The 26,921-nt window shown below is 73.3% G+C and carries 16 protein-coding genes; 14 read left to right on the top strand and 2 right to left on the bottom strand.

Annotation, left to right across the window (positions count from 1 at the left end):
- Positions 1-71 precede the first annotated feature (71 nt).
- From ACH5AF_RS21590 to ACH5AF_RS21525, 14 genes are all read left to right on the top strand, one after another.
- Positions 72-1,586 carry an aldehyde dehydrogenase family protein gene (locus tag ACH5AF_RS21590; RefSeq protein WP_398903288.1) on the top strand — a complete coding sequence of 505 codons (1,515 nt, stop codon included), beginning with the start codon at positions 72-74 and terminating at the stop codon, positions 1,584-1,586.
- Complete coding sequence (locus ACH5AF_RS21585) at positions 1,583-3,412, top strand: non-ribosomal peptide synthetase (RefSeq protein ID WP_398903250.1); 1,830 nt, start codon at positions 1,583-1,585, stop codon at positions 3,410-3,412. Before ACH5AF_RS21590 ends, ACH5AF_RS21585 begins: the two co-directional genes overlap by 4 nt.
- A gap of 4 nt (positions 3,413-3,416) precedes the next feature.
- On the top strand, positions 3,417-4,184 hold the full coding sequence (locus tag ACH5AF_RS21580) for a thioesterase II family protein (RefSeq protein ID WP_398903249.1): 768 nt from the start codon (positions 3,417-3,419) through the stop codon (positions 4,182-4,184).
- Positions 4,185-4,221: 37 nt separating this feature from the next.
- Entirely contained in the window at positions 4,222-4,434 is a 213-nt protein-coding gene (locus ACH5AF_RS21575; protein WP_398903246.1) for an MbtH family protein, read from the top strand.
- A gap of 2 nt (positions 4,435-4,436) precedes the next feature.
- On the top strand, positions 4,437-5,666 hold the full coding sequence (locus ACH5AF_RS21570) for a cytochrome P450 (RefSeq protein ID WP_398903244.1): 1,230 nt from the start codon (positions 4,437-4,439) through the stop codon (positions 5,664-5,666).
- Positions 5,663-9,763 carry an amino acid adenylation domain-containing protein gene (locus ACH5AF_RS21565; protein WP_398903241.1) on the top strand — a complete coding sequence of 1,367 codons (4,101 nt, stop codon included), beginning with the start codon at positions 5,663-5,665 and terminating at the stop codon, positions 9,761-9,763. The genes ACH5AF_RS21570 and ACH5AF_RS21565 overlap by 4 nt, the downstream gene beginning before the upstream one ends.
- On the top strand, positions 9,763-10,419 hold the full coding sequence (locus tag ACH5AF_RS21560; protein ID WP_398903240.1) for a 4'-phosphopantetheinyl transferase family protein: 657 nt from the start codon (positions 9,763-9,765) through the stop codon (positions 10,417-10,419). The genes ACH5AF_RS21565 and ACH5AF_RS21560 overlap by 1 nt, the downstream gene beginning before the upstream one ends.
- 39 nt (positions 10,420-10,458) lie before the next feature.
- Positions 10,459-11,520, top strand: a complete 1,062-nt coding sequence (locus ACH5AF_RS21555; RefSeq protein ID WP_398903238.1) for a winged helix DNA-binding domain-containing protein — start codon at positions 10,459-10,461, stop codon at positions 11,518-11,520.
- A gap of 90 nt (positions 11,521-11,610) precedes the next feature.
- The gene (locus tag ACH5AF_RS21550) at positions 11,611-12,909 is read left to right on the top strand and encodes an MFS transporter (protein WP_398903237.1); all 1,299 of its coding nucleotides are present in this window, start codon (positions 11,611-11,613) and stop codon (positions 12,907-12,909) included.
- Between the two features lie 800 nt (positions 12,910-13,709).
- A complete protein-coding gene (locus tag ACH5AF_RS21545; protein WP_398903235.1) occupies positions 13,710-17,972 on the top strand; it encodes an amino acid adenylation domain-containing protein in 4,263 nt (1,420 codons plus the stop codon).
- Positions 17,965-21,324, top strand: coding sequence for an amino acid adenylation domain-containing protein (locus tag ACH5AF_RS21540; protein ID WP_398903233.1), 3,360 nt, complete (start codon positions 17,965-17,967; stop codon positions 21,322-21,324). Before ACH5AF_RS21545 ends, ACH5AF_RS21540 begins: the two co-directional genes overlap by 8 nt.
- Positions 21,324-22,751, top strand: coding sequence for a condensation domain-containing protein (locus ACH5AF_RS21535; RefSeq protein WP_398903231.1), 1,428 nt, complete (start codon positions 21,324-21,326; stop codon positions 22,749-22,751). The genes ACH5AF_RS21540 and ACH5AF_RS21535 overlap by 1 nt, the downstream gene beginning before the upstream one ends.
- A 16-nt stretch (positions 22,752-22,767) precedes the next feature.
- The gene (locus ACH5AF_RS21530) at positions 22,768-23,958 is read left to right on the top strand and encodes an acyl-CoA dehydrogenase family protein (RefSeq protein ID WP_398903229.1); all 1,191 of its coding nucleotides are present in this window, start codon (positions 22,768-22,770) and stop codon (positions 23,956-23,958) included.
- Entirely contained in the window at positions 23,955-25,100 is a 1,146-nt protein-coding gene (locus tag ACH5AF_RS21525) for an acyl-CoA dehydrogenase family protein (protein ID WP_398903227.1), read from the top strand. The genes ACH5AF_RS21530 and ACH5AF_RS21525 overlap by 4 nt, the downstream gene beginning before the upstream one ends.
- 110 nt (positions 25,101-25,210) lie before the next feature.
- Here the strand turns inward: ACH5AF_RS21525 and ACH5AF_RS21520 are convergent, their stop codons facing one another.
- Positions 25,211-25,564 (bottom strand): ATP-binding protein, encoded by a 354-nt coding sequence (locus tag ACH5AF_RS21520; protein ID WP_398903226.1) that lies wholly within the window; start codon positions 25,562-25,564, stop codon positions 25,211-25,213.
- Positions 25,565-25,901: 337 nt separating this feature from the next.
- The gene (locus tag ACH5AF_RS21515) at positions 25,902-26,900 is read right to left on the bottom strand and encodes a hypothetical protein (RefSeq protein ID WP_398903225.1); all 999 of its coding nucleotides are present in this window, start codon (positions 26,898-26,900) and stop codon (positions 25,902-25,904) included.
- Positions 26,901-26,921 lie beyond the last annotated feature (21 nt).

Below are 26,921 nucleotides of genomic sequence, written 5' to 3'. Positions count from 1 at the left end.
TGACCGTGCTGACCGTGCTGACCGTGCCGCAGGGCTCCGCCGCACCGACGGCCGAACCGTCCGCGGCCCCCTTGCCGCCCCGCTACGAAGACCAGTGGATCGGCGGCCGCTGGACACCGTCCGACGCCGACAGCCGGCTGGTCGTCACCGATCCCAGCAGCGAGACGCCGCTGGCCACCGTGCCCGCCGGAACCGCCCGCGACGCCGACCTCGCGGTGCGAGCGGCAGCCGCGGCCTTCCCCGGCTGGGCCGCCACGCCCGTACGGGAGCGGGCCGGGCTGCTGCGCCGCGTGGTCGAGGGCCTGGAACGCAACGCCGAGCGGTTCGCCGGCATCATCACCGCCGAGGTCGGCGCACCCGCGCGCATGTCCCTGCAGACCCATGTCGGGCTGTCCGTCGGTATGGCGGCGCACTGCGTGGAGACCGCCGCCTCCTACGGGTTCGAGGAACGGGTGGGCCACTCCCTGGTCGTGCGCGAGGCCGCCGGCGTCGCCGCCTGCATCACGCCCTGGAACACACCGCTGCTGCTCACCGTGCAGAAGCTGCTGCCCGCGCTCGCGGCCGGCTGCACCGTCGTCCACAAGCCCAGTGAGATCACGCCCCTGCACGCCCGGCTCCTGGCCGAGGTGTTCGCCGAGGCCGACCTGCCGCCCGGCGTCGTCAACATGGCCGTGGGCACCGGCGACGTCCTCGGCACGGCGCTCGTCACCCACCCGCTCACCGACGTGGTGTCCCTGACCGGGTCCACCCGCGCCGGGCGCCAGGTGTCCGCCCTGGGCGCCGACGGCATCAAGCGGATCCACCTGGAGCTCGGCGGCAAGAACGCCGCCCTCGTCCTGGACGACGCCGACCTCGCGGCAGCGGTCGGCGCCACCGTCGACCAGGTGCTCTTCAACACCGGTCAGACATGCCTGCAGTGGAGCCGGCTGCTGGTGCCCCGCGACCGCCAGGACGAGGCCGTGGAGCTGGCCGGACAGGCCATGGACGGCTACGTCACCGGCGAGCCCCGGGATCCCGCGACCGACCTTGGTCCGCTGGTGTCCGCCGCCGCGCACGCCCGGGTGAACGACTACATCCGGCGGGGCGTGTCGGAAGGCGGCGCCCGCCTGGTGCGCGGCGGTACCGGCCGTCCCGACGGGCTGTCCACCGGCTACTACGTCCGGCCCACGATCTTCGCCGACGTCGACCCGCTGTCCACCCTCGGCCAGGAGGAGATCTTCGGCCCGGTGCTCTGCGTCATCCCGTACGACGACGAGGAGCAGGCCGTACGGATCGTCAACGGCACCCGGTACGGCCTCCACGGCGCGGTCTGGTCGGGCGACGACGCCCGGGCCGAGCGCGTCGCACGGCGGTTCCGCACCGGCCTCGTCGACGTCAACGGCGGAGCGTTCAACCCCGCCGCGCCCTTCGGCGGTTTCAAGCAGTCCGGGATCGGCCGTGAGTGCGGCACCGCCGGACTCGAGGCGTTCCTGGAGACCAAATCGATGCAGCTGCCCCAGGGCCCCGAGGGCCGGCTGGTCGGCCCGCGCCTGCGCGCCACCGCGCCGCCGGCCACCGCCCCGCACCCGGAGAGGAACGACGGATGACCGCCCAGCATGCCGGCCCCGGACCCCGGCCCGCCGACGAGCGGCCGGACGGCGCCCCGCCACCGCTGTTCGCCGCTCTGGAGCGCTGGACCCGGGAGCTGTCGGACGAACACGCCGTCAGCGCCGAGGACGGCACCCTCACGTACAGACAGCTCACCGCCCGAACCGCGGCGACCGCGACGGCGCTCGCCGCCGCCGGCGTCGGACCCGAGACCGCCGTCGGGCTGCTCCTCGGCCGCTCCCGGGAGAGCGTGCCCGCACTCCTCGCCGTCTGGAGCCTCGGCGCCACCGCCGTCCCGCTCGACGCGGGCCACCCGGTCGAACGGCTCGGGTCCGTGCTGCGGGACGCCCGGGTCACCCTCCTGGTCGCCGCCGGCGTACCCGAAGGGCTCGACGTCACCGGCATCCGCACGCTCGACCCCACCCGCCTGCCCGGCACCCCGCCCGGCCCGCTCCACGTGGCCGATCCCGTACCCGGCACCTGCGCCTACGTCATCTACACCTCGGGGACCACGGGCCGGCCCAAGGGCGTCGAGGTCACCTACCGCGGCCTGGACACCTTCGTCGAGGCACTCGCCGGCATCGGCCTGCCGCCCGGCGGCCTAGGCCTCAACGCCGTCTCGCCCGCCTTCGACGGCTGGCTCTGGTGCACCCTGCTCTACCTCGTCCATGGCCAGGGCGTGGCCCTGGTGGACCTCTCACTCGACGGGCTGCGCCGCGCCGCCGACGAAGGGCGCGAACCGCTCCCCGCCGGACTGCGCACCGCGTCCCTCACCCCCTCGCTGCTCGCCGCCCACGGCGACGCGCTGGCGGCGGCCGAGGTCGTGGTCGTCGCCGGCGAGGCGTGCCCGGCGGCGCTCGCCGAACGCTTCGCACGCGGCCGCAGGTTGCTGAACGTGTACGGGCCGACGGAGACGACCATCGCGGCGACCTGGGCCGACAGCGAGAGGGGTGACGACGTGAGCGCCATCGGACGCGTGCTGCCCGGCTACCGGGCGTACGTCCTGGACGACGACCTGGTCCCGGTGCCCGCAGGCACCGAGGGCGAGCTCCACCTCGGCGGTCCCGCCGTCGCCCGCGGCTACCGCAACCGGCCCGGCCTCACCGCCACCCGGTTCCTGCCCGACCCCTTCCAGGGCGGTGGCGCGCGGATGTACCGCACCGGCGACCTGGTCGTCAGCCGGGCCAATGGCGAACTGGAGTACCGGGGCCGCCGCGACGACCAGGTGAAGATCCGCGGCCACCGCATCGAGCTCGGCGAGGTGGAGCGGATCGCCGCCGAACTCCCCGAGGTCGTGGCCGCCGCCTGCTGCTCCCTCCCCTCCGGCCAGTCCCTGGGGCTCGCGGTCGTCGCGGCCCCCGGCACGGGCGCTGCCGAGGACCTGGCCGCCGCGGTCGCCGCACACTGCGCCAAGCTCCTGCCCGAGGCCGCGGTGCCCGCCATCGTCCGCGTCCTGGACCGCATCCCCACTCTGACCACCGGCAAGGCCGACCGTGACGCGCTCGCCCGCCGGCTCGCCGGCACCGACCAGGGAGCGCAGCCGGCAGCAGCCGCCGGCACGGCACGAGAGCGCGAGGTGATGGCCGTCTGGGCCGACGTCCTGGAGCGCGACGTCCCGGGACCGGACGCGGACTTCTTCGAACTCGGCGGGCACTCGCTGGCTGCGGCCCGCGTCGTCGCGGACCTGCGCCGGGCCACCGGGCTGCGCATCACCCTCGGGAAGGTGCTCAGCCGGCCCACCGTCGCGGACGTCGCCGCCGAACTCGACCGGCTGGCCGCCGAGGCCGGGGCGGGCGCGCCCGTCCTGACCGCCGAGGGGGCCTGAAGCCATGGGGTCCTGGATCTCCACCTGGCCGGCCGGGCCCGGTGACGCCGACCTGCCGGCCCTGCTCTGCCTGCCGCCGGCCGGCGCGGGCTGCCAGCAGTTCCGCGCCTGGACACCGGCCCTCGCCGGTGTCGCCCAGGTCTACGGGGTGCAGTTGCCCGGACGGGAGAACCGCTGGCGCGAGCCCATGCCGGACACGTTCGGCGAGGCCGTCGAGGCGATCGCCGCCGAGCTGCGGCCGATCGTCTCCGCCGGCCGCCGCCTCGTCGTCTTCGGCCACAGCTTCGGAGGTCTGCTCGGCTACGAGGTCGCCCGCCGCGTCACCCCCGACGCCCTGGTCGTCAGCGCCTGCCGGGCACCCGGCCACTGGACCGGGGCCGGCCGGGGCATCGTCGACGACGACGAGGAGCTGGACAAGCTCTTCGACACCGCAGGACTCGACCCCGCCTTCCTGGACGAGGACACGCGCGCCCTGATGGTCGAGATGCTCCGCAAGGACGCCCGGCTGTCGCTGAGTTACACCCATGTCCCCGGCCGCCCGCTCCCCGTCGCGGTGCACACCTGGGGAGCCGACGGCGACGAGACCGTCACCGCACAGGAGCTGGCCGGCTGGGCCGCGGTCACCACAGCGGGTTTCCACGTCCACCGCGTCCAGGGCGGCCATCACGCAGTCCTGCGCCGCCCGGAGCCCCTCCTGGAGCACCTGACCGCACTGCTGCGCGAATCCGCGGACCGGCCTCCCCGACCGGACCGACCGGCCCGCACCGCCTGACCCAGCCGAAGCCCGCCCACCGATTCCGGAGGACGTCGTGCCCACCACCTACCAAGTCCTCGTCAACCACGAGGAGCAGTACGCGCTGTACCCCACGGCACACCGGGTGCCCGACGGCTGGACGCCGACCGGGTTCAGCGGCACCGAGGACGCGTGCGCCGCTCATGTGGACGCGCACTGGACCGATATGCGTCCCCGCAGCGTGCGCACGGCGGCAACCACCCCCGCGGACACGGGCGAAGGAGTCTGACGATGCGTATCGATCTGCTCGACCCGGCCCCCTTCGGACGGAACGACTTCTGGTCCGCGTTCAGCTGGCTCCGCGCCAACTCGCCCGTCCACTGGCACCCGGAGCCCGGCGGCGACGACGGCTTCTGGGTGCTCAGCAAGCACCGCGACATCATGAGCGTGTACGCCGACAGCGACACCTTCAGCTCCGCGCAGGGCATGCGGCTCGGCAGCGACCCGGCGGCTGTCGCCGCCGTCACCCAGCGCATGCTGATCGTCTCCGACGCGCCCCACCACACGCGCCTCAAGCGGGCCCTGTACCAGGCGTTCGGGCCCCAGCAGATGCCGAAAATGGAGGCCCTCGTTCAGACGGTGGTCGGGGAGCTGGTGGCCGAGGCCGCCGAGCAGGACGAACTGGACTTCATCGACCTCGCCAAGCAGCTCCCCAACCGGGTGGTGTGCGCGATGATGGGCATCCCGCGGGCCGACTGGTCCTGGATCGGGGCGCTCACCACCGACGCCTTCGACTCGCCGGACGAGAGCGTGCGCAGCAACGCGCACTCCGAGATCTTCCTCTACTTCATCGAACTCCTCGGCGAGCGGCGGGCCCGCCCCGGCGACGACCTCGTCAGCCAGATCGCCCACGACACCCTCGTCGACGAGGGCGACGGCACCGAACGGCCGCTCAGCGACGAGGAGATCGTCTTCAACTGCAACGGCGTACTGTCCGGCGCCAACGAGACCACGCGCTACTCCGCCGCCGGCGCGGTGCACATGTTCGCGCAGCTTCCCGAGCAGTGGGACCAGCTGCGCGGCCTCGGCCCCGCCGGCATCGCCCCGGCCGTCGAGGAGATCCTGCGCTGGACCACCCCCGGGGTGCACGCCCTGCGCACCGCCGTCCGCGACACCGAGATCAACGGGACGCCGATCGCCGCCGGCGACCGGGTGACCCTGTGGAACGTCTCGGCCAACCGCGACGAGGACGTCTTCACCGATCCGCACAGCTTCCGGGTCGACCGGCACCCCAACCGCCATGTCGCCTTCGGCCACGGACGCCATCTCTGCCTCGGCGCCCGGCTGGCCCGCTTCGAACTCGGCGCCCTCCTCACCGAGATGCTGGGCCGCTTCGACGGTTTCGAACTGACCGGTCCCACTCTGTTCAACTCGTCCAACTTCACCTGGGGCATCAGGAGTCTCCCGGTGCGGCTGCTGCGCAGCCGAGCCTACGCACAGGCAGAAAGGGCCGCGCTGTGACCACCGCACTGATCGATTTCAACCGCACCGACGCCGACTTCCCCACCACCGGCTACCCCGAACTCCTCGCCGAGCAGGCCGCCCGCACACCGAGCGCCCCCGCCCTCGTCCAGGGCGAGCGCCGCTGGACGTACGCGGAACTCCAGGCCGTCACGAACCGGTTGGCCCATGCGCTGATCGCCCAGGGCGCGGCCCCCGGCGAGCGGATCGGCCTCTGCTACCCGCGCAGCGCCGACTACGTCATCGGCTCCCTCGCCATCCTCAAGACCGGCGCCGCGATCGTCGCGCTCGACCCGGTCAACCCGGACGACCGGCTGGCCGCGATGATCGCCGACGCGGCCCCGCTGCTCGTCCTCACCCCCGCCGAACTCGGCCCCCGGATGCCCGAGGGCACGGCCACGGCAGAGGTCGCCACCGCCGGCGACGGCCGGCCCGAGACGCCGCCCGGCGTGGCCACCGGTCCCGACACGATCAGCCACCTGATCTACACCTCGGGCTCCACCGGCACCCCCAAGGCCGTCCTGGAACGCCATGGCGCGCTGACCAACCTGGTCCACTGGACCGCCCGCGCCTACGGAGTGCGCCCGGGGGACCGTGCCTCCTGGATGTCCACCCCCGGCTTCGCCGTACAGATCATGGAGTGGCTGCCGTACCTGCCCATGGGCGCGGCGATCCACATCCCCGAGGCCGGCCAGGCGCAGACGCCCGACCAGATCCGCGACTGGCTCGCCGCCGAGGGCATCACCCACACCATGCTGGTCGCCGCGCTCGCCGAACCGGTGTGGGGGCTCGAATGGCCGGCGGACACCGCGCTGCGCGTCCTGGTGACCACGGCCGAGCGGGTGCACAGCTGGCCGCCCGTGGACACCCCGTTCCGTGTCGTGATGACGTACGGCACCACCGAGACCACCAACGTCCTCACCTGCCTCGACCTCGGAGCCGGAGTCGACTTCACCAGCCAGGCCACACCGGAGCAGATCCGCGCCACCCGCCAGGTGCCCGTCGGCGTTCCCATCGCGAACATGCGCGTGCACCTCCTGGACGAGGAGGACCGCCCGGTCGCCGACGGCGAGGTCGGCCGGCTGCACGTCTCGGGCGCCGGGGTGTCCGCCGGCTACCACGGACGCCTCGAGCTGACCGAGGGGAAGTTCCGCACCGGTGTCGTACCGGGCGACCCTTATCCGGTGCTCTACGACACCGGCGACCTGGCCCGCCGCCGCGAGGACGGCGCCGTCGAACTGCTCGGCCGCTCCGACGCCCAGGTCAAGATCCGCGGCTTCCGCGTCGAACTCGGCGAGGTCGAGAGCCATGTCGCCCGCCTCGACGGCGTCGCCGAGGCCGTCGTCGTCACCCACGAACGCGGCGCGGGCGACAAGCGGCTCATCGCCTACGTCTCCGCCGGCGGCGACACGTCCCCCGACCCCGGTGCGATTCGGGCCGCCGTGGCCCGCACCCTGCCCTACTACATGGTCCCCGCCACCGTCGTCGTCCTGGCCGCCCTGCCCCGCCTGGCCAACGGCAAGGTCGACCGGCGCAGCCTGCCCGAGCCGCCCGCCTCCCGCGAGGCGGTCAGCGCCGGGTACGAGCCCCCGCGCAACGAGATCGAGGACCAGCTGGTCCGCATGTGGGCCGAGGCGTTCCGTACCGACGGCATAGGCATCCACGACAACTTCTTCGAACTGGGCGGCCACTCGCTGCTGGCGTTCCAGCTGATCGACGAGATCCGCCGCCGCTACGGCGTCGAACTCAGCCTCTCCGACCTGTCCTCCTGCCCGACGGTCGCCGAACTGGGCGCCCTCGTTGTCACCGAACGCGGCGGCGGCCGCGGCGAGTTCGGCGGCCTGGCCGCGATCGTCCCCGACCCGGCCGCCCGCTTCGAGCCCTTCCCGCTGACCGAGAGCCAGCAGGCCCTGTGGATCGGCCGGGGCGGCCTCGTCGAGCTCGGCAACGTCGGCTGCCACGGCTACTTCGAGTGGGAGAGCGAGCGCCTCGACGTCGCCCGCTTCGAGTACGCCTGGCGCCGCCTCGTCGAACGCCACGACGCGCTGCGCACCCGCATCCTGCCCAACGGCACCCAGCGGGTGTACGAGGAGATCCCCGACTACTCCATCCCCGTCACCGATCTCGGCTCCCTGGACCAGGGCGCCCAGCAGGCGGAACTCGCGGCCCTGCGCGAGCAGTTGTCCCACCAGGTGCTCGACGCCGACGGCTGGCCCCTGTTCGACGTGCGGATCAGCCTCCTCGGTGGCGGACGCGCCCGCATCCACCTCTGCCTCGACTTCCTCGTCGCCGACGCCTGGAGCTACTTCCAGGTCCTGATCCCGGACCTGGTCGCCTACTACACCGGGTCAGGCGCCGATCCCGTGGAAGCCACCCACCGGACAGCAGCGGTCAACGGCCCCGGCCCGGGTGAGCCACGGCCCGGGTCAGGCGCCGATCCCGTGGAAGCCACCCACCGGACAGCAGCGGTCAACGGCCCCGGCCCGGGTGAGCCACGGCCCGGGTCAGGCGCCGAACTGCCGCCGCTGGAGCTGACGTTCCGCGACTACGTGCTGGCCGTCGGCAACTCGCTGCGCGACAGCGAGCTCTACCGCCGCTCCGAGTGGTACTGGCGGGACCGGCTCGCCACCCTGCCGCCCGCCCCGCAGCTCCCCGAACGACCCGCGAACGCCCCCGAGCTGCCCGTCCGCTTCGAACGGCTCAGCCATGTCGTGCCCGCCGAGCTGTGGAACCGTATCCAGGAGCGGGCCGGCGACCGCAAGGTCACCCCCTCCGGCGTGCTCGCCGCCGCCTACGCCGAAGTCCTCGGCAACGCCTCGGGGCAGCCCCGCTTCACCATCAACTTCCCCCTCTTCAACCGGCTGCCACTGCACCCGCAGGTCAACTCCCTGCTCGCCGACACCACGACCACCCTGCTGCTCGCCGTCGAGCAGCAGGACACCACCTTCGCCGGACGCGCCCAGGCCCTGCAGCGCCGCCTGTGGGCCGACCTGGAGCACCGCTACTTCAGCGGCGTCCAGGTCCTGCGTGAACTCACCAAGCTGCGCGGCTCCCTCGCGCCCGCGATGCCCGTGGTGATGACCAGCCTCGCCGGCCACCCGCCGCAGTACGAGGAGACCGAGCTGGGCGTCCCGGTGTACGGGATCTCCCAGACCCCGCAGGTCTCACTCGACTTCCAGGTCTTCGAGAAGGCCGGCGGCCTCACCTTCAACTGGGACCACCTGCCCGCCGTGTACCCCGACGGGTTGATCGAGTCCATGTTCCAGGAATTCGTCGCCCTGCTCGAAGCGCTCGGCGAGGAGGAGGCGTGGGAGCGCCTCTCGCCGCCGCCCGGTGATCCGAGCGCCGCGGAGCGGCCGGTGGAGGAACGGGACACCGGTGACGCGTGGGAGCGCTACTGGGCCGGCATCGAACGCACCGGCCGCGGCGGCGACGTCATCTGGGACGCCGACAGCGGCGAGGAGTTCCAGTGGCTGCTCGGCCAGGCCCGCAAGCACTTCACGGACGACCTGCCGGTCATCGACCTCGGCTGCGGAAACGGCCGCTACAGCCGCGAACTCGCCCCGCACTATCCGCGTGTGGTCGGCGTGGACGTCTCCGCCAGCGCCATCGAGCACGCCGTCCGCGAGGCACAGGCAACGGATGCGGCGAACGTCGACTACTTTGCCGTCGACATGACGGACGCCGAGCAGGCCGCCGTTCTGGGCGAGGGGCCGTACAACATCTTCGTCCGTGGCGTCTTCCACGTCCTCGACAGTGCGGCCCGCGCCCGGCTCGCCACCGTAGCCGGCCGGCTGCTCGGCCCCGACGGGGTGCTGATCGTCCACGAGCCCGACTACTCCAGCAACTCCTTCGGCTACCTCGGCTTCGTCGGCGGCAAGCGCGGCCGGGCCGAGGACCTCGTCGGGCCGCTGGAGGCGGCTGGTGTGCGGCACTCCAACCGCTTCACCCGACCCGAACTGACCGGCGCCTTCCCGGCGGACGACTGGGAGATCCTGGAAGACGACGCGATCCAGCTGCACGCCATCGACCCGCGGTCGGACGCGGACGCGCTGCTGCTGCCGGGCTACTACGCGGTCCTGCGCCGCAGGCGCTGATGGCGGCGGTCGCGCTGGCCGGGCGGACCGCGGAGGTGCCGGCCGGAGCCGGAGACGTACGGGAGCTGCTGACCCGCACGGAACGGGACCGGGCGGATGCCCTGCGGTCCGCCGCCGACCGGGACGACTTCGTCGCCGCCCACGCCCTGGTCCGGCTCTGCGCCGCCCGCCTGCTGAGGCGGCCGGCGCGGAGCCTGACCCTGGTGCAGAGCTGCGACGAGTGCGACCGGCCGCACGGCCGGCCGCACCTGGCCGAGGCGCCCGGCATCGGGGTGAGCCTCACCCACACCCGCGGATGGGTCGCGGCCGCCGCCGCCCACGGGCCGGTGGGCGTCGACCTGGAGGCCGACGACGACCACGGCCCGATGAACTGGAACGTGGCGGAACGCGCCTGCGGCCCGGCCGAGCTCGCCGGGCTGCGGGCGCACCCGGACCCGCGGCGGGCCTTCCTCCGTCAGTGGGTGCGCAAGGAGTCCCTGGTCAAGGTCGGCGCGGCCGCGCTCGACGACCTGGGCCGCATCGACCTGCCCCCGCTCGGGACGGGGACGTCCCGATGGCGGGACTGGCGGCTCACGGACTGGTCGGCGCCGGGCGTGGTCGGCTGTGTGGCGGCCCGCGAACCAGTGTCGCTGCGGACGCTGTCCGCCGGCCTGTGACGACCTGATACCAACGATCTCGGTGAAAGACTGGGGACTGTGGAACGACGAACTGCCGACCGGCTGCTGAGAGCACGCGCACAGGCGATCGGGGGGCGGGTCCGTGAGAAGACGGTCGCCGCCGCCCTGGACCGGGTCCTCGCCGTCCAGGCCCAGGACCTCGCGGCGGCGGCCCTCGGCCTGCGCGCCCGAGTGGCGGACCTGACCGCCGGCGACGTCCGGCACGCCACCGACACCCAACGCACCGTCGTGCGCGGCTGGTTCATGCGTGGCACACTGCAACTCGTGCCTGCGGTGGACGCCCGCTGGCTGCTCGGCCTCTTCGGCCCGGTCTACCTGGCCCTCGCCGCCCGCCGACTGCGTGAACTCGGCCTGGACGAAGCCCTGTGCGAACGGGCGGCGAAACTCATCGTGCGGGCCGTCGACGGGGAAGGCCCGCTGACCCGCGCCGAACTGACCGAGCGCCTGGGTACCCTGGGCGTGGAGTCCAAGGGCCAGTCCGCCTTCCACCTGATCCGTAGGACCGCGCTGTCCGGCCTGATCTGCCACGGGCCCCAGCGCGAGGGCGAGGCCACCTTCGTCCTGCTCGACGACTGGCTGCCGGCCTCCGGACCGACGCCTTTCACCGGAGCCGCCGCAGAGAGCGAACTCGCCCGCCGTTACCGCGCGGCCCACGGCCCCGCCGACGTGGCGGATTTCGCCCACTGGTCGGGGCTTCGGGCCACCGTGTGCAAGAAAGCCTGGGCGGCCGCGGGCGAATTCCCGCGGGAGGACGCCGATCACATCCCCGAAGGGGATGTGCGGCTGCTTCCGGCGTACGACAACTATCTCGTCGGATACCGGCGCCGGGACCTGTCCGTGCCCGCGGAGCACGAGCGCCGCGTGTGGCCCGGCGGCGGAATCATCCGCCCCACAGTGGTGGTCGACGGCTGGGCGGTGGGCACCTGGTCAGGAGGCCGCCGCGGTGCCGAGCCGGTGGTGGAGCCCTTCGCCGGCAGCGAGCCGCTCGACCCCGCCGTCACCGCGGGGATCGCCCGGGAGAGCGCCGACATTGCACGCTTCTACAACGCCTCTCATACGCTCTCCATGCCCGGTCTCTGATCGCCCGGATCCGTAACCGGTGGCTAACCCGCCCGCCATACGTTCAGTGTCGTCCGACAATTCCGTCCCCAACCAGAAAAGGGCGTCGACATGGCACTCGGTCGGCATTCCGATTTCAATCGCCTGTGGTTCGGGCAGACCGTCAGCAACTTCGGCGACAAGATCTCACTGCTCGCGCTACCGACCCTCGCGGTCGTCTTTCTCGACGGGGGAGCGTTCGAGGTCGGCGTCCTCGGCGCACTGCGCTTCCTCCCCTTCCTGCTCCTGGCCCCGGTCGCCGGCCTCGTCGCGGACAGGTTCTCGCGCCGCACCATCATGATCGTGGCCGACCTGGGCCGCTTCGCGGCGCTCGGGTCGATCCCGGTGGCCTTCGCGTTCGACACCGTCACCATGACGCACGTCTACATCGCGGCCGCCCTCACCGGTGTCCTGACCACCTTCTTCGAGGTCTCGTACCAGTCCTGGCTGCCGCAGCTGATCGGCACCGAGAACCTCGTCGAGGGCAACACCAAGCTCCAGATCAGCCGCAGCGTCGCCGAGGCCGTCGGCGCCGGCGCCGGTGGCGCGCTGATCCAGGTGCTCGGCGCGGCCCGCGCGATCACCGCGGACGCGTTCACCTTCCTGGTCTCGCTGGTGGCGCTGCTGGTCATCCGGCATCGTGACACCCGGGCCCGGGTGGAGGAGACGAAGGCGTCCGCCAAGGCGGAGATGAAGGAGGGCCTCAAGACCCTCTTCGGCAACCCCGTCCTGCGGGGGCTGTTCACCGCCAACGTCGTGGTCAACCTCGGTGCCGCGATGGGTGACGCCCTGCTGATCGTCTACGCGTACAAGGTGCTCGACCTGAGCCCCGGCCAGGTCGGCGCGGCGTTCGCCGTGATGTCGGTCTTCGTCATCGTGGGCGCCGTGCTGTCCGAGCAGGTCACCAAGGTGCTCACGGTCGGCCGCACGCTGGTCCTGACCGCGGTCGTGCTCGGCGCGGGCTACATCCTGGTGCCGACGGGCGGCGCGGTCGCCGGATTCGTCGGGCTGATCGTGGTCCAGGCCGTCATCGGCTTCGTGTCCCCGATGTTCGACATCCACGTCCTGAGCCTCGTCCAGGGCATCACGCCCAACGAGCAGATGGGGCGCGTCAGCGGCGCGGCCCTGTCGGCCGTCTACGGTGCCTTGTCCCTCGGCTACTTCGCCGGCGGCGCGCTGGGCGAGGCCTTCGGCCTCACCGCGGCGCTGGCCGTCGCCGGAGCGATCACCATCGTCGGTGGTCTCACCCTGCTGGGCGGCCCGGTTGCCGCCATCAAGGAGATGCCGGGCGGTGACGCCACTGCCGAGGAGGGCGCCGAAGGCGCCGGACCGGCGGAGTCCGTGGCGGACGACGCCAAGGTCGGCGCGTAGGGCGCCCCGTACGCGTCGGAGCGGGTGGCGGCCCGACCGGCACCCGCTCCGCAGCCACACCGGCGCGGCCGACGGCCGCGGCCCGCGACACGGGGCCGCCCATCCGGGGGCAGCCGGAACGGCTGCACCACTCGCCGCACGGGCGCGGCAAGCCCCGCGAGTGGCCGCGCTTCCGGGGCCGGCCTGAACGCCCGCACCATGCGGGGGCGCCGCAGAGCGCGGTACCTCTGGGCCGGCGGAACCGGCCGCACGTGGCCGGACTGTGCGGCACGGCCGCACCGCTGGGGTTGGCTGAGCGGCCACCGGCCTCGGGGCTGCCGCAGACCTCCGTACTTCCGAGGGTTGCGGAATCGGCCGCACCTGGGTCGGCCGGAACGGTGGCACCTCGTGGGTCGGCCGGAACGGTCGCACCGCCGGGGTCGGTCGCAGCGGCCGCCGCTGCGGGGCTGTCGCAGACCGCCGTAACTCCGGGGCTGCGGAATCGGCCGAACCTTCCGGACCGCTCCGTAGACCGGCCCACCTTCGAGGGCGCGCCGGAAGCGGCTGCATCTTCCGGGGGTCAACGTCCGCACCGCCGGGGCGGGCTGAACGTCCGAACCGTCCGGGGCTGAACGTCCGCACCGCGGGGGCGGCGCGAACGGCCACCTGGGGCCGCAGCAGAGGGCCTCCCGGGGCCGCCGCAGGCGGTCGCGCACCCGCACGACGGGGACGGGGTGCCGCCACCGGTCGCCCGGGGCGCCCCACGTCCCACCGCCAACCTCGCCGTATCCCTCTTCCTTCAGACCGCACGGAGGCACAAGGTGAGCGAGTCCCTCGCCGAACGCATAGCCGCACTTCCGAAGCACCGCCGGGCGCTGTTCCAGGCCCTCGCAGGCCTGGGCGGAGGGCGCGCCGCCGTACGGGAGGACCCCGAACCGGCACCACGGGATCCCTCCGAGGCGCCGGTGCTCTCCTTCGCCCAGCGCCGCCTGTGGTTCATCGACCAGCTGCAGCCCGGCAGCCCCGCCTACAACGTCCCCGTCGCCACCCGCATCCGCGGCCCCCTCGACGTGCCGGCCCTGCACGGAGCCATTCAGGACGTCGTGGACCGCCACGAGGTCCTGCGCACCGTCTACCGCGACGTGCCCGGCGCCGCGGAGGCCGAGCCCCATGTGCTGCACGGGTTCCGCCTGCCGCTGCCGGTGACCGAGCTGCCGGACGAGTCCGCCGTCCGCGCCTTCTACGACGCGGACGCCGCCGCCCCCTTCGACCTCGCGGGCGCCGTACCGCTGCGCGCCTCGCTCGCCCGTATCGCCGCCGACGACCACGTACTCGTCCTCAACCTGCACCACATCGTCACCGACGGCTGGTCCATGCGGCTGCTGTACACCGAACTCGAGCGCGCCTACGCCTCCCGCGTGGGAGCGGCCGCAGAGCCGCTGACGCACCTCGCCCTGCAGTACGCCGACTTCGCCGCATGGCAGCGCCGCCGCATCAGCGGTGAGCGCCTTGAGGAACTCACCGCCTTCTGGCGCGAGGAACTCAGCGGCACCGGCCCCGTCGACCTGCCCACCGACCGGCCCCGGCCGCCTGTCTTCGGCCACGCGGGAGCCTCCCGCTACCTCGACCTGCCACCCCAGCTCATCGCCCGCCTGCGGGAGTTCGGCAAGTCGGAGGGCGCCACGCTGTACATGACGATGCTGGCCGGCTTCGCCGCCACCCTGCGCCGCTGGACCGGCCAGGAGGACGTCGTCGTCGGCACCTCCGTCTCCGGTCGCGACCACCCGGCCTTCAGCGAGCTCGTCGGATTCTTCGTGAACACCCTGCCGCTGCGCATCAGGACGGGCGGCGACCCGGACTTCGCCGGACTCGTCCGCGCCACCCGGCAGACCACGCTCCAGGCGTACGCGCACCAGGAGTTGCCCTTCGATCTGATCGTCGACGCGCTCGGGCTGCCGCGCGACCCCAGCCGCCCGCCGCTGACCTCCGTGATGTTCCTGCTGGACGAGACCCCGGACACCGCGCCCGGCCTCGCCGGACTCGACACCGAGCCGATCGACTTCTCCTCCCGGGCCACCAAGTACGACCTGATGATCAGCGTCCACGACACCGGCAGCGCGGTCCGCGCCCTCGTGGAGTACCCCACCGATCTCTTCGACGCCTCGACCGTCGACCGGCTGCTCGGCCACTTCCTCACCACCCTGGAAGCCGCCGTCGCCGTGCCCGATGTGCCGATCTCCGCCCTGCCGCTGCTGACCGGTTCCGAGCGCCGTACGGCCCTGGACGACTGGAACGCCACCCGTGCGCCCTTCCCCCAGGACGCCTGCCTGCACCAGTTGTTCGAGCAGCACGCCGACCGGCGCCCCGATGCCGCGGCGATCGTCTGCGGCGGCCTCGGCGGCTGGACCGTCACCTACCGGGAGCTGGAGGAGCGGGCCAACCGCCTCGCCCACCACCTGACAGAGGCGGGCGCCGGGCCGGACCGGACCGTTGCGCTGTGCCTGCGCCGCGGACCGGGCCTCGTCACCGCGATCCTCGCCGTTCTCAAGGCCGGTGCCGCCTACGTCCCCCTCGACCCCGAGTACCCCGCCGAGCGTCTGGGGCTGCTGCTGCGCGACGCCGCCCCGCCGATCGTGGTCTCCGACTCCGAGCTGATCGGCCGGCTCCCGCTGGGCCCCGACACGGTCCGGGTCCTGCTGGACACCGACCGGCCGGTGCTTCGGACCCTGCCCGCGACCCGGCCGGCGGTCCCCGTCACCTCCCGCGACCTGGCGTACGTCATCTTTACCTCGGGCTCCACCGGCACTCCCAAGGGCATCGCGCTGGAGCACCGCGGGGTGGTGAACAACCTGCTCGACCTCAACCGCTCCTACGGCATCGGGCCCGATGACGCGGTCCTCGCACTGTCCTCGCCGAGCTTCGACATGAGTGTGTACGAGACGCTCGGCATGCTCGCCGCCGGCGGCACGCTCGTCCTGCCCGACCCGGCCGCCGCCAAGGACCCCGCCCACTGGGCGGACCTGATAGAGCGTCACGGGGTGACCGTGTGGAACTCCGCGCCCGCTCTGCTCGGCCTCCTCCTGGACCAGCTCGAGCACGCCGGCGGCCCCGCGCTGCCGAGGCTGCGCACCGCCTTCCTCGGCGGCGACTGGATCCCCGTCACCCACCCCGACCGGCTCAGAGCCTTCGCCCCCGGGCTGGCTTTCGCCGCGCTGGGCGGCGCCACCGAGGCGTCCATCCACTCGGTGGAACACCGCGTCGACCGTGTGGATCCGACCTGGACGAAGCTTCCGTACGGCCGGCCCATGGCCAACCAGCACACCTACATCCTCGACCCGGCCGACCGGCTGGTCCCGGTCGGGGTACCCGGCGAACTGCACCTCGGCGGAGTCGGACTGGCCCGCGGCTACCTCAACCGGCCCGAGCTGACCGCGGAGAAGTTCGTCCGCGTCGAACTCGAACCCGGCCGCACCGAACGGCTCTACCGGACCGGCGACCTCGCCCGCTACCGGCCCGACGGCACCATCGAGCTCCTCGGCCGCACCGACTTCCGCATCAAGCTCAACGGGCTGCGCATCGAACCCGGTGAGGTGGAGAGCGCACTGCGCGACCGGCCTGGGGTCCGCGAGGCCGTCGTCGTCGCCCGCCAGGGCGCCGGCTCGGCGCGCCTGATCGGCTACGTCGTCCCCGAGGACGGGGCGGCACCCGACCCGGCCGCGTTGCGTGCCGCGCTGGGCACCGTGCTGCCGCCACACTGCGTGCCCGCCGAACTCGTGCTCCTGGACCGGCTGCCGCTCAGCCCCAACGGCAAGGTCGACCGCAAGGCCCTGCCGGAGCCGCGGACCCGACGCCCCGAGGCCGCCCCACCCGCCGGCCCCACGGCCACCGCTGCCACGGACGGCGACCCCGCCGGTCCCATGGCCGTTGCCACCACCGACAGCGCCCCTGCCACCGACAGCGCCCCTGCCACCGAGGGCACCCCTGCCACCGAGGGCACCCCTGCCACCGACGGCGACCCTGCTACCGACGGTGACCCTGCTACCGACGGTGACCCTGCTACCGACGGCGACCCCGTCGCCCGGCGCGTCGCCGGCGTCTGGGCCGAGGTCCTGGGCCTGGAGGCCGTCGGAGACGACGACGACGACTTCTTCGCCCTCGGCGGCGACTCCTTCGCCGCCGTCCGCGCGGTGCGGGCCGTCGCCGACGCCATGCCGCAGGCGCACGCCCTGCGCGTGGTGGACCTGTTCAGCAACCCCACCCCGGCGGGCCTCGCCGCTCGTGTCACTGAACTCGGCGGCCCGAGCGCCGACCGGGCTCCGCACCGGTTGCTGCACCGGTTGTCCCCGCGGCCCGCCGAAGGCCCCGCCGCGCTCACCCTCGTGTGCTTCCCGCACGGCGGCGGCGACGCCATCGCCTACCAGCCCCTGGCCGCCCACCTCCCGCCGCACATCGAGCTGCTGGCCGTGTCCCCGCCCGGACACGACCCGCTCGTCCCCGGGCCGATGCTCCCGGTCGGCGAATTCGCCGAACTCGCCGCCCGCGAGATCGCCCGCACCGTCACGGGACCGTTCGCCGTCTACGGCCACTGCGCCGGGGTCGTCACCGCCCTGGAGACCACCCGCGTCCTCGAACGCGACGGCCTGCGGCCGGTCGCCCTCCATCTCGCCGCCGCCCTCCCGGAGGACGACCCGGAGTACGCGCTGGAGATGGAACGCGTCTCCAGCGACGAGGACCTCGTCGGCTACCTCACCACCATGGACGGCTTCGACGGCGTCCTCGACGACAGCGACCTGACCGCCGTCCTGCGGATGGTCCGGCACGACATGACCGAGGCCGCCCGCTTCTTCGCCCGTACGCCCGAAGGCTACGAACGCCCCCTCAGCACCCCGCTCACCGTCATCGTCGGCGACGCCGACGACGCGACCGAAGGCTTCGAGCAGGGCCACCGCGCCTGGAGCCGCTACGCCCCCGACCTGCGGCTCGCCGTGATCCCCGGCGGCCGCCACTACTTCGCCAAGCATCTGCCCGACCGGCTTGCCGCACTGCTGGCCGACCTGCACCGCAACGGAGGAACCCATGTCTGACCTCGCCGAACGGCTCGGCCGACTGCCACAGGGGCAGCGCTCCCGGTTGCTGGGCCGGATGCGCAACCAGATGACCGCCCCCGTCGGTCACCGAGGTGAACTGAAGCGCGCCGACCACGGCCCCCGCTCCCGGGCCTCCTTCCAGCAGGAACAGATGTGGTTCGTCGACCGGCTGGGCGCGGGAAAGGCACGCAACAACATCGCCCTGGCGATACGCCTGGACGGCCCGCTCGACCGGGCTGCGCTGCACGAGGCGCTCAACGCGGTCGTCGCCCGCCACCAGGTCCTGCACAGCAAGCTCGTCGAGGTCGACGGGGCGCCCTGGCAGGAGCCCGTCCCCGGCTTCGTCCTCGGGGTGCAGACCACCGACCTCAGCGGCAGCGACGACCCCGACGGCGAACTGGCCGAACTCACCGCCTCCTGCGCGTCGGCGCCCTTCGACCTGGCCGCCGCCCCGCCCGTACGGGCCCACCTCGTGCGCCTCGCCGGCGACCGCCACATCCTGCTCTGGGTGGTCCACCACGTCGTATGGGATCCCGGCTCCACCCGTATCTTCACCGAGGAACTCACCTCCTGCTACGCCGAAGCCGCGCAGGGCAGGCGCCCCGAGCCCGGCGAACTCGCCGTGCAGTACGCCGACTTCGCCGCCTGGCAGCGCGCCAAGCTGGAACACCCCGAGCACCGGCGGGCGCTGGCCGACAAATGGCGGCAGCTGCTCGCGGGCGCCGAGGCCACCGAGGTCATGCCCGACCACCCGCGCAGCCCCGAGACACGAGGCGACGGCCGCGGCCTGACGCTCACCCTGCAACAGGACCTGCTGGACCGGCTGAACGCGGTGGCCGAGAGCTCCGACACCACCGTGTTCACCACACTCCTGGCCGCCTTCAACGCGCTGCTGCGCCACTGGACGCACACCGAGGACGTCGTCGTCGGCACGGCGAGCGCCTCCCGGCCGCACCCCGACCTGGAGCGGGTCATCGGCTGCTTCGTCCAGATGATCACCTTGCGCACCGAGGTCGGTGACGACCTCACCTTCCGCGAGCTGGTCTCCCGCACGGCGGGCACCGTGATGGACGCCTTCACCAACAGCGAGCTGCCCTTCGAACAGGTCGTCGACGCCGTCCGCCCGGCCCGTGACCCCCTGCGGCACCCTCTGTTCCAGATCGAGTTCACCTCGCTGGGCCGCTGGGGCACGCGGACGAGCGAGGCCGCCGGAGTCGAGCTCGCCGTCGAGCAACTGCACGACGGAGCCGCCAAGTTCGACATGAGTTTCCTGGTCGGCGAGAACGACGGCCTGGAGCTGTCACTGGAGTACAACACCTCCCTCTACCGGCACGGCACCGCCTCCGCGCTCCTGACCGCCTTCCGGCGCGTCATCGAGCAGGTGGCCGAGAACCCCGACCTCCGCATCGGCGAGCTCAGCCTCGTCGAGGAGCCGGCCGCTTCCCGGCACGCCCGTGAGCTGTCCCGCGGCGGTCCTCTCGACGACGCCGCCTGGACCACCACCCTCGACAGCGCGTTCCGGGAGCGTGCCACCATCCGGCCCGACGCCGTCGCCGTCCGCCAGGGCGCCACCACGGTGGACTACGCGGCCCTGGACCGCTGGTCGGAAGCCATCGCCCACCGCCTGCGCGACCGGGGCGTCCGGCACGGCGACCCGGTGGCCGTCTGCCTCGGGCGGGGCGCCCCCGCTGTCGCCGGACTGCTCGGCATCCTCAAGGCCGGCGCCCACTACGTACCCGTGGATCCGGCCGCGCCCGCCGAGCGCACCAGGACCGTCCTCGCCGACGCCAAGGTCCGCCACGCCCTGGTCGACGACGACGCCACCGCACTGCCCGTACCGCTGGAGCTCGTCACCGCGGGCACCACCGCTCCCGTGCGCGAGGTGCCGTCCCTGCCGCCGACGTCGACCCCTGCCGACCTCGCCTACGTGCTCTACACCTCGGGCAGCACCGGCACCCCCAAGGGCGTGATGATCGAGCACCGCTCGGTCACCCACTTCTCCCGCACCATCGCCAGGGCGTACGAGATCGGTGCCGCCGACCGCGTCCTGCACTTCGCCCCCTTCACCTTCGACGTCTCGGTCTTCGAGGTCTTCACCACCCTGCTCGCCGGTGGTGAACTCGTCATCGCCACCGACGACGAACGCCGCGACCCCGCCCTCCTCCAGGCCCGCATGCGCGACGACGCGGTGACCGTCGCGGAACTGCCGCCCGCGCTGCTGCCCCTGCTCGACCAGGCCCAGCTGCCCTCCCTGCGGCTGGTGTCCGTCGGCGGCGAGGCGTTCCCCGGCAGGCTGGTGGCCGAATGGACCGCGGGGGAGCGCCGGTTCGTCAACGGCTACGGCCCCACCGAGGCCACCGTCGCCGTCACCCTCATGGACTGCACCGGCGGCTACGACCGCAACCCGCCCATCGGCCGCCCCATGCCCGGCCACCAGGCCTTCGTCCTCGACGACCGGCTGCGCCCGGTGCCGCCCGGCGTGCCCGCCGAACTGTGCGTCGCCGGCCCCGGCGTCGCCCGCGGCTACCTCGGCAGCCCCGAGCTGACCGCCGAACGCTTCGTCACCAACCCCTACGCCGACGGGCCCGAGACCGAACGCCTCTACCGCACCGGCGACCTGGTGCGCTGGCTGCCCGGCGGCAACCTGGAGTTCCTCGGCCGCACCGACCGTCAGGTGAAACTGCGCGGACACCGCATCGAACCCGGCGAGGTCGAGGCCGTGCTCATCGGCCACCCCCGCGTCCAGCAGGCCGTCGCCCTCGCCCAGCCGGCCGCGGGCGGCGAGCGGATGCTCGCCGCGTACGTCACCGTCGAGCAGGTCGGCGCGTACGCCTCCGAGGTGGTCGACGCCGAAGCGCTGCGTGCCTACGCCGCGTCCCGGCTCCCCGGCTACATGGTGCCTGTCGTCGTCGTCCTGGACGAGCTGCCGCTCACCCGGCACGGCAAGGTCGACGTCACGGCACTGCCGCTGCCCGTCGACCAGGTCGCCGCCGGCGGCACCGCGCCCCGGGACGAGATCGAGGAGCAGATCTGCCGGGACATCCTCACGCCGCTGCTGGAGTGGTCCAGTCCCGACGTCGAAGGCGACTTCTTCGCACTCGGCGGCAGCTCCCTCCAGGCCACCATCGTGGTCTCCCGGGTCCGTGCCCTGTTCGGCATCGACATCGCGCTCGCCGACTTCTTCGGCCGCCCGACCGTCGCCGGACTCGCCGACCTCGTCCGCAGTGCGCAGGCGGAGGCGGCCGGTGAGCAGGACCGGCTGCTCGCGGTCTTCGACCAGATCGAGAACATGAGCGACGACGAGGCCGCCGCACTGCTGAGGTCCCTGCAGAACCCGGACGGCCCGTGATGGCCGCCCCCTTGGAGGCAGGGGTCGACCGGGCCATCGCCGCCCTCCCGGAATCCAGGCGCGAACTGGCCCGGATACTGCTCGCCGCCCGCAGCTCCGTCCCCGCCCGACCGGCCCCGCGCTCCGGCGCGGGGCCGGTCCCGGCCACCGCCCTGCAGGCCCGGCTGCACCGGCGTGAACAGCGCCTCCGGCCGGGCGCCGGCGCCGGCACGGGATCGCACGCCGTGCGCCTCACCGGACGCCTCGACCGGGGACGGCTGCGGGACGCGCTCACCGGCGTCGTCGCCCGCCACGAGGCGCTGCGCTCCCGGATCACCGACTCCCCGGACGGCGGCCGGCCAAGCTTGAGCGTCGACCCCGAGCCGACCCTGCGGCTCACCCTCACCGACCTCACCGACCGCACGCCCGCCGCGCGGGAGGAAGCCGTACGGCAGCAGATCGCCGAGAGCGCGGAGAGCGTGCTGTCCCTGGAGAGCGGTGACACCAGCCGGTTCCGGCTCCTGGCGCTCGGCCCCGAGGAGCACGTGCTGATCCTCGCCTCGCACCTCGCGCTCTTCGACGGCTGGTCCTCCGGGGTGTTCCTCACCGACCTCGCCGCCGGGTACCGGGACGGCGCGGACAGCCCTGCCCCGCCGGACCTGCAGTTCCCCGACTACGCCGACTGGCAGCAGCGCTGGCTCGCGTCCCCGGACGGCGTTGCCGAACTGGAGCGCCGGCGGGCCGCGTTCGCCGGCATCCCGCCGGCGCCGGCCGCCCCCGGCGGGTTCGAACGGGGGCATGTGCCGGTGCGGCTGGACCGCGGGCCCGGCAGCCCCCTCGACACGGGGCTGGCCCTCGGGGCCACGCAGGGAGCCACCCCCTTCATGACGCTGCTCGCGGCGCTCGCCGTGGTGCTGGCCCGCCGCGAGGGGAGCACCGATGTCGTCGTCGGCACTCCGGCCGCGGGCCGCTTCGCCACCCAACTGGAGGGAGCTGTAGGGCAGTTCACCACCGTCGTCCCCATCAGGATCGACCTGGCCCACAACCCGTCCTTCGCGCAGCTGCTGGAACGCACCCGCGCCTCGGTCGCCGACGCGCTGAGCCACCAGCGGCTCCCCGTCGACGAACTCTTCGCCGCCGGGACCCAGCCGTACAGCGTCCTGTTCGCCCTCCACAACTACCCGGCCGTGCCTTTCGGCCTCCCCGGAATCGAGGTGAGCCAGCAACCCGGCCCCCCTGCACGCCACCTGGAGCTCTACAGCCCCGACCTCGCCGCCACCCTCGCCTGCATCGGCCTGGTCGAACGCGACGGCGAGATCGGCGGAACAGCCGAGTTCAACCGCCGAGCCGCCGCACCCGAGGACGTGACAGCGCTGCTCACCGGCGTCGAGGACGTCCTGAGGCGAGCCGCCGAGTCGCCCACCGCCCCCGGGCTCATCACCCGCTAGCCCCTGGGAGTATCCGTTGCTCACCACCGAGTTCTACCGGGCACCCGCCGACTGCGGGCTCGTCCGTTCCGGCGACGGCGTGCCCCGTACGCCCATGCGCGCCCTGCGCGAGGAGATCCACGACGTCCTCGTGTCCGCGCCGGTCGCCGTCGCCCGGCGCACCCGGGACCCCCGCCCCGTCCACCGGGCGCTCGGCGCGGCCGGGCTGCTCGCACCGCAGTGGCCCGAGGAGTACGGCGGCCGCGGCGTCAGCCAGGTCGCCGCCGCCGTCCTCGTCGAGGAACTGGCGATGCACGACGTGCCCGACCTGCTGCACACCCTGACCGTGCAGATCGTCGGCTCCACCCTCCTCAATGTCGCAAGCCCCGCCATGAAGGCCCGGCACCTGCCCGGCTTCGCGAACGGGACCGCCTTCGGCTGCGTCCTCTTCAGCGAGCCGCAGGCCGGCTCCGACCTCAATATCCTGTCCACCCGCGCCGTCTCCGACGGGAACGGCGGCTACAAGCTCTACGGCACCAAGGTCCACTCCCTGTTCGCGGCGATCGCCGACTACGGACTCTGCCTGGCGCGCGGCGAGGACGACGCGTTCAGCCTGTTCCTGGTGCCCCTCGCCAACAAGGGCGTCACGATCCGAGCCGTCCCCGGCATCGGCGACGACGCCTTCCACGAGGTCACCCTCGACGGCGTGGCCGTCACCGCCGACGACGTGGTCGGCACCATCGGCCAGGGCTGGGCCATCGTCGTCAAGACCCTCGCCTTCGAACGCACCGGACTCGACTACTACGTCAAGGCACTGCGCTGGTACCGCGCCGCCGTCGAACGGCTGGAGGGCCACGCCGACCGGCTGGCGGCCGGCCAGCACGACCAGATCGGCCTGGCCAAGCTCAATGCCCGGCTGCTCGCCGCGGGCACGCTCGTACGCCGCGTCCTGACCCGGCTCGACCGGGGCGAACTCAACGAGGACGAGGCCGCGGCCGCCAAGTGGTACACCACCGAGCTCGCCGCCGAGGTCGCCTGGTGGGCGGCCGAACTCGACGGCGACCGCAGCATGACCCTCGACGACCCTTCGGTCGACGGGGTGGCACACCCACTGGACTCGGCGATGCGAGAAGCCCCCGGGATGCGGATATCCGGAGGCACCGCCGAAATGATGCTGGAGACGCTGGCCCGGCTGCGTCTCGACTCCGGGGCGGAGGTACGGCCGTGACACACTCCACGACGACGGACCAGGAGGCCGCAGGACGGGTGGTACCCGCCGAGCGGTGGCGGGAGCGCGCGGAGGAGGACGCCCTCTTCCGCCAGCTCCGCCTCACCGTCCGCCAGGGCCTGGAACTCGACTCCGGCGGCACCGCCGAATGCGCCTGGGTGGCCCTGACCCAGGTCGGCGCCTGGGAGTTCGTCCTCCCCATCGGCAAGGACGGCCTCGACCTCGGTCAGGCCGTCCTCGCGATGGTCTGCGAGGAGGCCGGCAACGCGATGCAGCCCCTCCCGCTGACCGACACCCTGCTCGCCCTCGACGTGCTGTCCGGGCTCGGCCCGCTCGCACCGGAGGCCACCGAGGGCCTGCTGGACCGGGTACGCGCCGGTGAGCACCCCATCGCCGTACCGGGCCGGCTGCCCGACCCGTGCGGCGCGGTCCCACCCGGCATCACCTGGAAGCCGGACGGGGAGAGCGGCGGCATCGTCCTGACGGGTACGGCAGGGCCGTTTGCCACGGGCGTCGCGCCCGGCTCGCTGCTCGTACCGGCCACGGGGCCCGAGGGGCCCTGCGTCGCCCTGGTGGAGTTGCCCGCCGAGGGGGTGACGTTGCGGCCGTTGCGCGACCACGGCGGCGGAGCGGTCTCCAGCGTGGTCTTCGACGCGGCCCGCGTTCCCGCGGGGGCCGTTCTCCTGCGGGGGATCGCCGCCGAGCAGGCGCTGGCCCGGGTGGGGCTGCGGGCGGCAGTGCACCAGGCGTCGCTGCTCGCCGGCATCACCGCCGCCGCACTCACCGCCGTGGTGACCCGGATCAGGAGCCGACAGCAGTTCGGCCAGGCGCTCGTCAAGCACCAGGGGCCGCGGCTGCGGGTCGCCGGCCTCCTGGCCCGCCTCGACGCGGTCCGCTGGGCGGTCGGCGACGCGGCCAAGGACCTCGACGAGAACCGGCTCACCCCGGGGGAGGCCGCCGGGCTCATCGCCCTGACGGCCGAGACGGCCCTGGACGTCACACGTGAAGCGGTCCACCTGCACGGCGCGTCGGGTCTGGTGCGGGACGGGCTGGTCGCCGACTGCTACCGGCGGACGGCCTGGGAGGCCCTGCGCTGCGGCCGCCCCACGCAACTGTGGGACACGGCGGCCCAGATGCCGTGACCCGGCCCCGGCCGGCCTGGGCGGGACGCCCGTTCCACGGGACGGGCGCCCTGCGGGGCCGGACGACGCTCCACCTGCGCGGAGGGCCGCCGCTCCCTGGGGCCGAATGGTCAAGGAGTCAACTCAGCCCATCGTGTGGCGCCTTCTTCGTGCGTGACGGTGCCGTGCCGAGTGGCGAGGGCGGCAACGATGGTCAACCCGCGGCCGTGTTCCTCCTGTGGATGAGGGTGCGGCGGCCGGTGGGACTGCGGGCCACCGTCGGTCACTTCGATTCGAAGGACGCTGCACGGCATGCTGAGGACGCGCAGGGCCACGGGTGGCAAGGCGTGAACCACCGCGTTGGTGACCAGTTCGGAGATGATGAGCAGTGCGTCCTCACGCGCAGCAGGCGGTACGTGCAGGCCCGCGAGGAAGTCATCGGCGAGATGCCGGACCCGGCCGATGTCCTCGGTACGGGCGCTCACCAGGGCGAGGTGCCTGCCTCCTCGGTCGTCCGTTCTGCGCCATGGCCCGTGACGATTCACCTGGCCGTGGCGAGGGACCGTGGGGCTCGGGGCCGCGTCGAGGAGTTGTACCGGCCCGGTCGGCTCGGGGAGTACTTGAGCATTCATGGCAACCTCACGTCTTCCGCGTATGCGCCGAGCGGTCGTTCAGGCCGCCGAACTTCACGTAGGATCCACTGGTAATAACCAGTTATGACCAGATTGGACCCGTAGTCCTGGTATGTCAACCGGGTCGGAGCAGGTGTTCTTGCCGACCCTCGGTTCGGGGTGGGCGCAGGACGCGGGGCGGCGCGCATCGTCAGCGGCTGGTCTGCCGGCTCCTGGCCCTGAGCGCCCGGCGATGCGCCTCCTGGACCTGCTGCAGGGGATCGCCGTCGAGTTCCCAGGGCCAAGCTGTGGCCACTCCCGACATCGCCTCGAGGACAGGCCATGCGTCGGGCAGGCGCGTGGCTTTGGTCAGCACGCAGGCAAGGAGGTTGAGGTCCGCGAGTGCCGCTGCGTGGGTGAGGAAGCCGGGCTGCGGCCAGGTCGCGAGGGCTTGGTCGACGAGGGCGCGTTCGTGCGGCTGGTTCCAGTGCCGGTGCGCGGTCAGCGCTTCGATCCCGCCGGCTGTCAGGGCTCTGCGATACCGGGTGAGGGAATGAGTGAGGCTCAGTGCCGCCACCGGGGCTCCGGGGGGCGCGGCGATGGTGACGGAATCGAGGAACTGCACGGTCAGGGCGCTGGAACCGCATTCGTGCGGAGACACGTAGTGCAGCATCTGCCGGTGTGCCTCGCGGTTCCAGCGGTCGCGTTCCTTGATGGCGTCCCACACGGGCTGCACCACCGCGCCGGGTGCCCGCTGCATCCGCCGACAGCTGAGCATGGCGATCCAGGGTGCGGGGTCCTTGGGCGCGAGCGCCCCTGCGTGCCGGCACAGACGCACGGTGGCGTCGATGTCGAGTGCCGTGCCGGCGGCGCGGGCCCGGTGGATGCCGGCGAAGATCTGAAGGAGCAGGGCGTCGGCGCCTGCGGGGTCCCGGCTTCGCCATTGGCGGGCGAGGACGAGGGCTTCGGGGATGGTGCTGAGCACGAGCAGGCGGTGCATGCGCCGGTCCCAGTCGTCGCCCGGGTCGCGCAGTGCCTGCTCGATGGGGTACGTGAGGGCGCCGCGGTCGTTGGATTCCGCCAGGTTGTCGCCCTGGGCGGCGATCTGGGCCTTGAGGTGTGTCAGGGTGCGGGCGAGCTGTCCGTCGTCCAGTTCTGGGCACAGGCGGCGCGGCGGTCTTTGGCGTCGTCGTCGGGGCCACATGGTCACCCGCTCCTTCCGTCCGGTCGT

This window comes from Streptomyces sp. NPDC018833, assembly GCF_044390825.1.
Taxonomy (GTDB): domain Bacteria; phylum Actinomycetota; class Actinomycetes; order Streptomycetales; family Streptomycetaceae; genus Streptomyces.
The sequence above is the reverse complement of the archived record's forward strand: the minus strand, read 5'-3'. Positions and strand labels throughout refer to the sequence as shown.

Excerpts from the sequence above, each read along its gene's own strand:
- ACH5AF_RS21560 (WP_398903240.1), top strand. The coding sequence starts at position 9,763 with ATGGCGGCGGTCGCGCTGGCCGGGCGGACCGCGGAGGTGCCGGCCGGA.
- ACH5AF_RS21540 (WP_398903233.1), top strand. The coding sequence starts at position 17,965 with ATGTCTGACCTCGCCGAACGGCTCGGCCGACTGCCACAGGGGCAGCGC.
- ACH5AF_RS21570 (WP_398903244.1), top strand. The coding sequence starts at position 4,437 with ATGCGTATCGATCTGCTCGACCCGGCCCCCTTCGGACGGAACGACTTC.
- ACH5AF_RS21585 (WP_398903250.1), top strand. The coding sequence starts at position 1,583 with ATGACCGCCCAGCATGCCGGCCCCGGACCCCGGCCCGCCGACGAGCGG.
- ACH5AF_RS21535 (WP_398903231.1), top strand. The coding sequence starts at position 21,324 with ATGGCCGCCCCCTTGGAGGCAGGGGTCGACCGGGCCATCGCCGCCCTC.
- ACH5AF_RS21550 (WP_398903237.1), top strand. The coding sequence starts at position 11,611 with ATGGCACTCGGTCGGCATTCCGATTTCAATCGCCTGTGGTTCGGGCAG.
- ACH5AF_RS21580 (WP_398903249.1), top strand. The coding sequence starts at position 3,417 with ATGGGGTCCTGGATCTCCACCTGGCCGGCCGGGCCCGGTGACGCCGAC.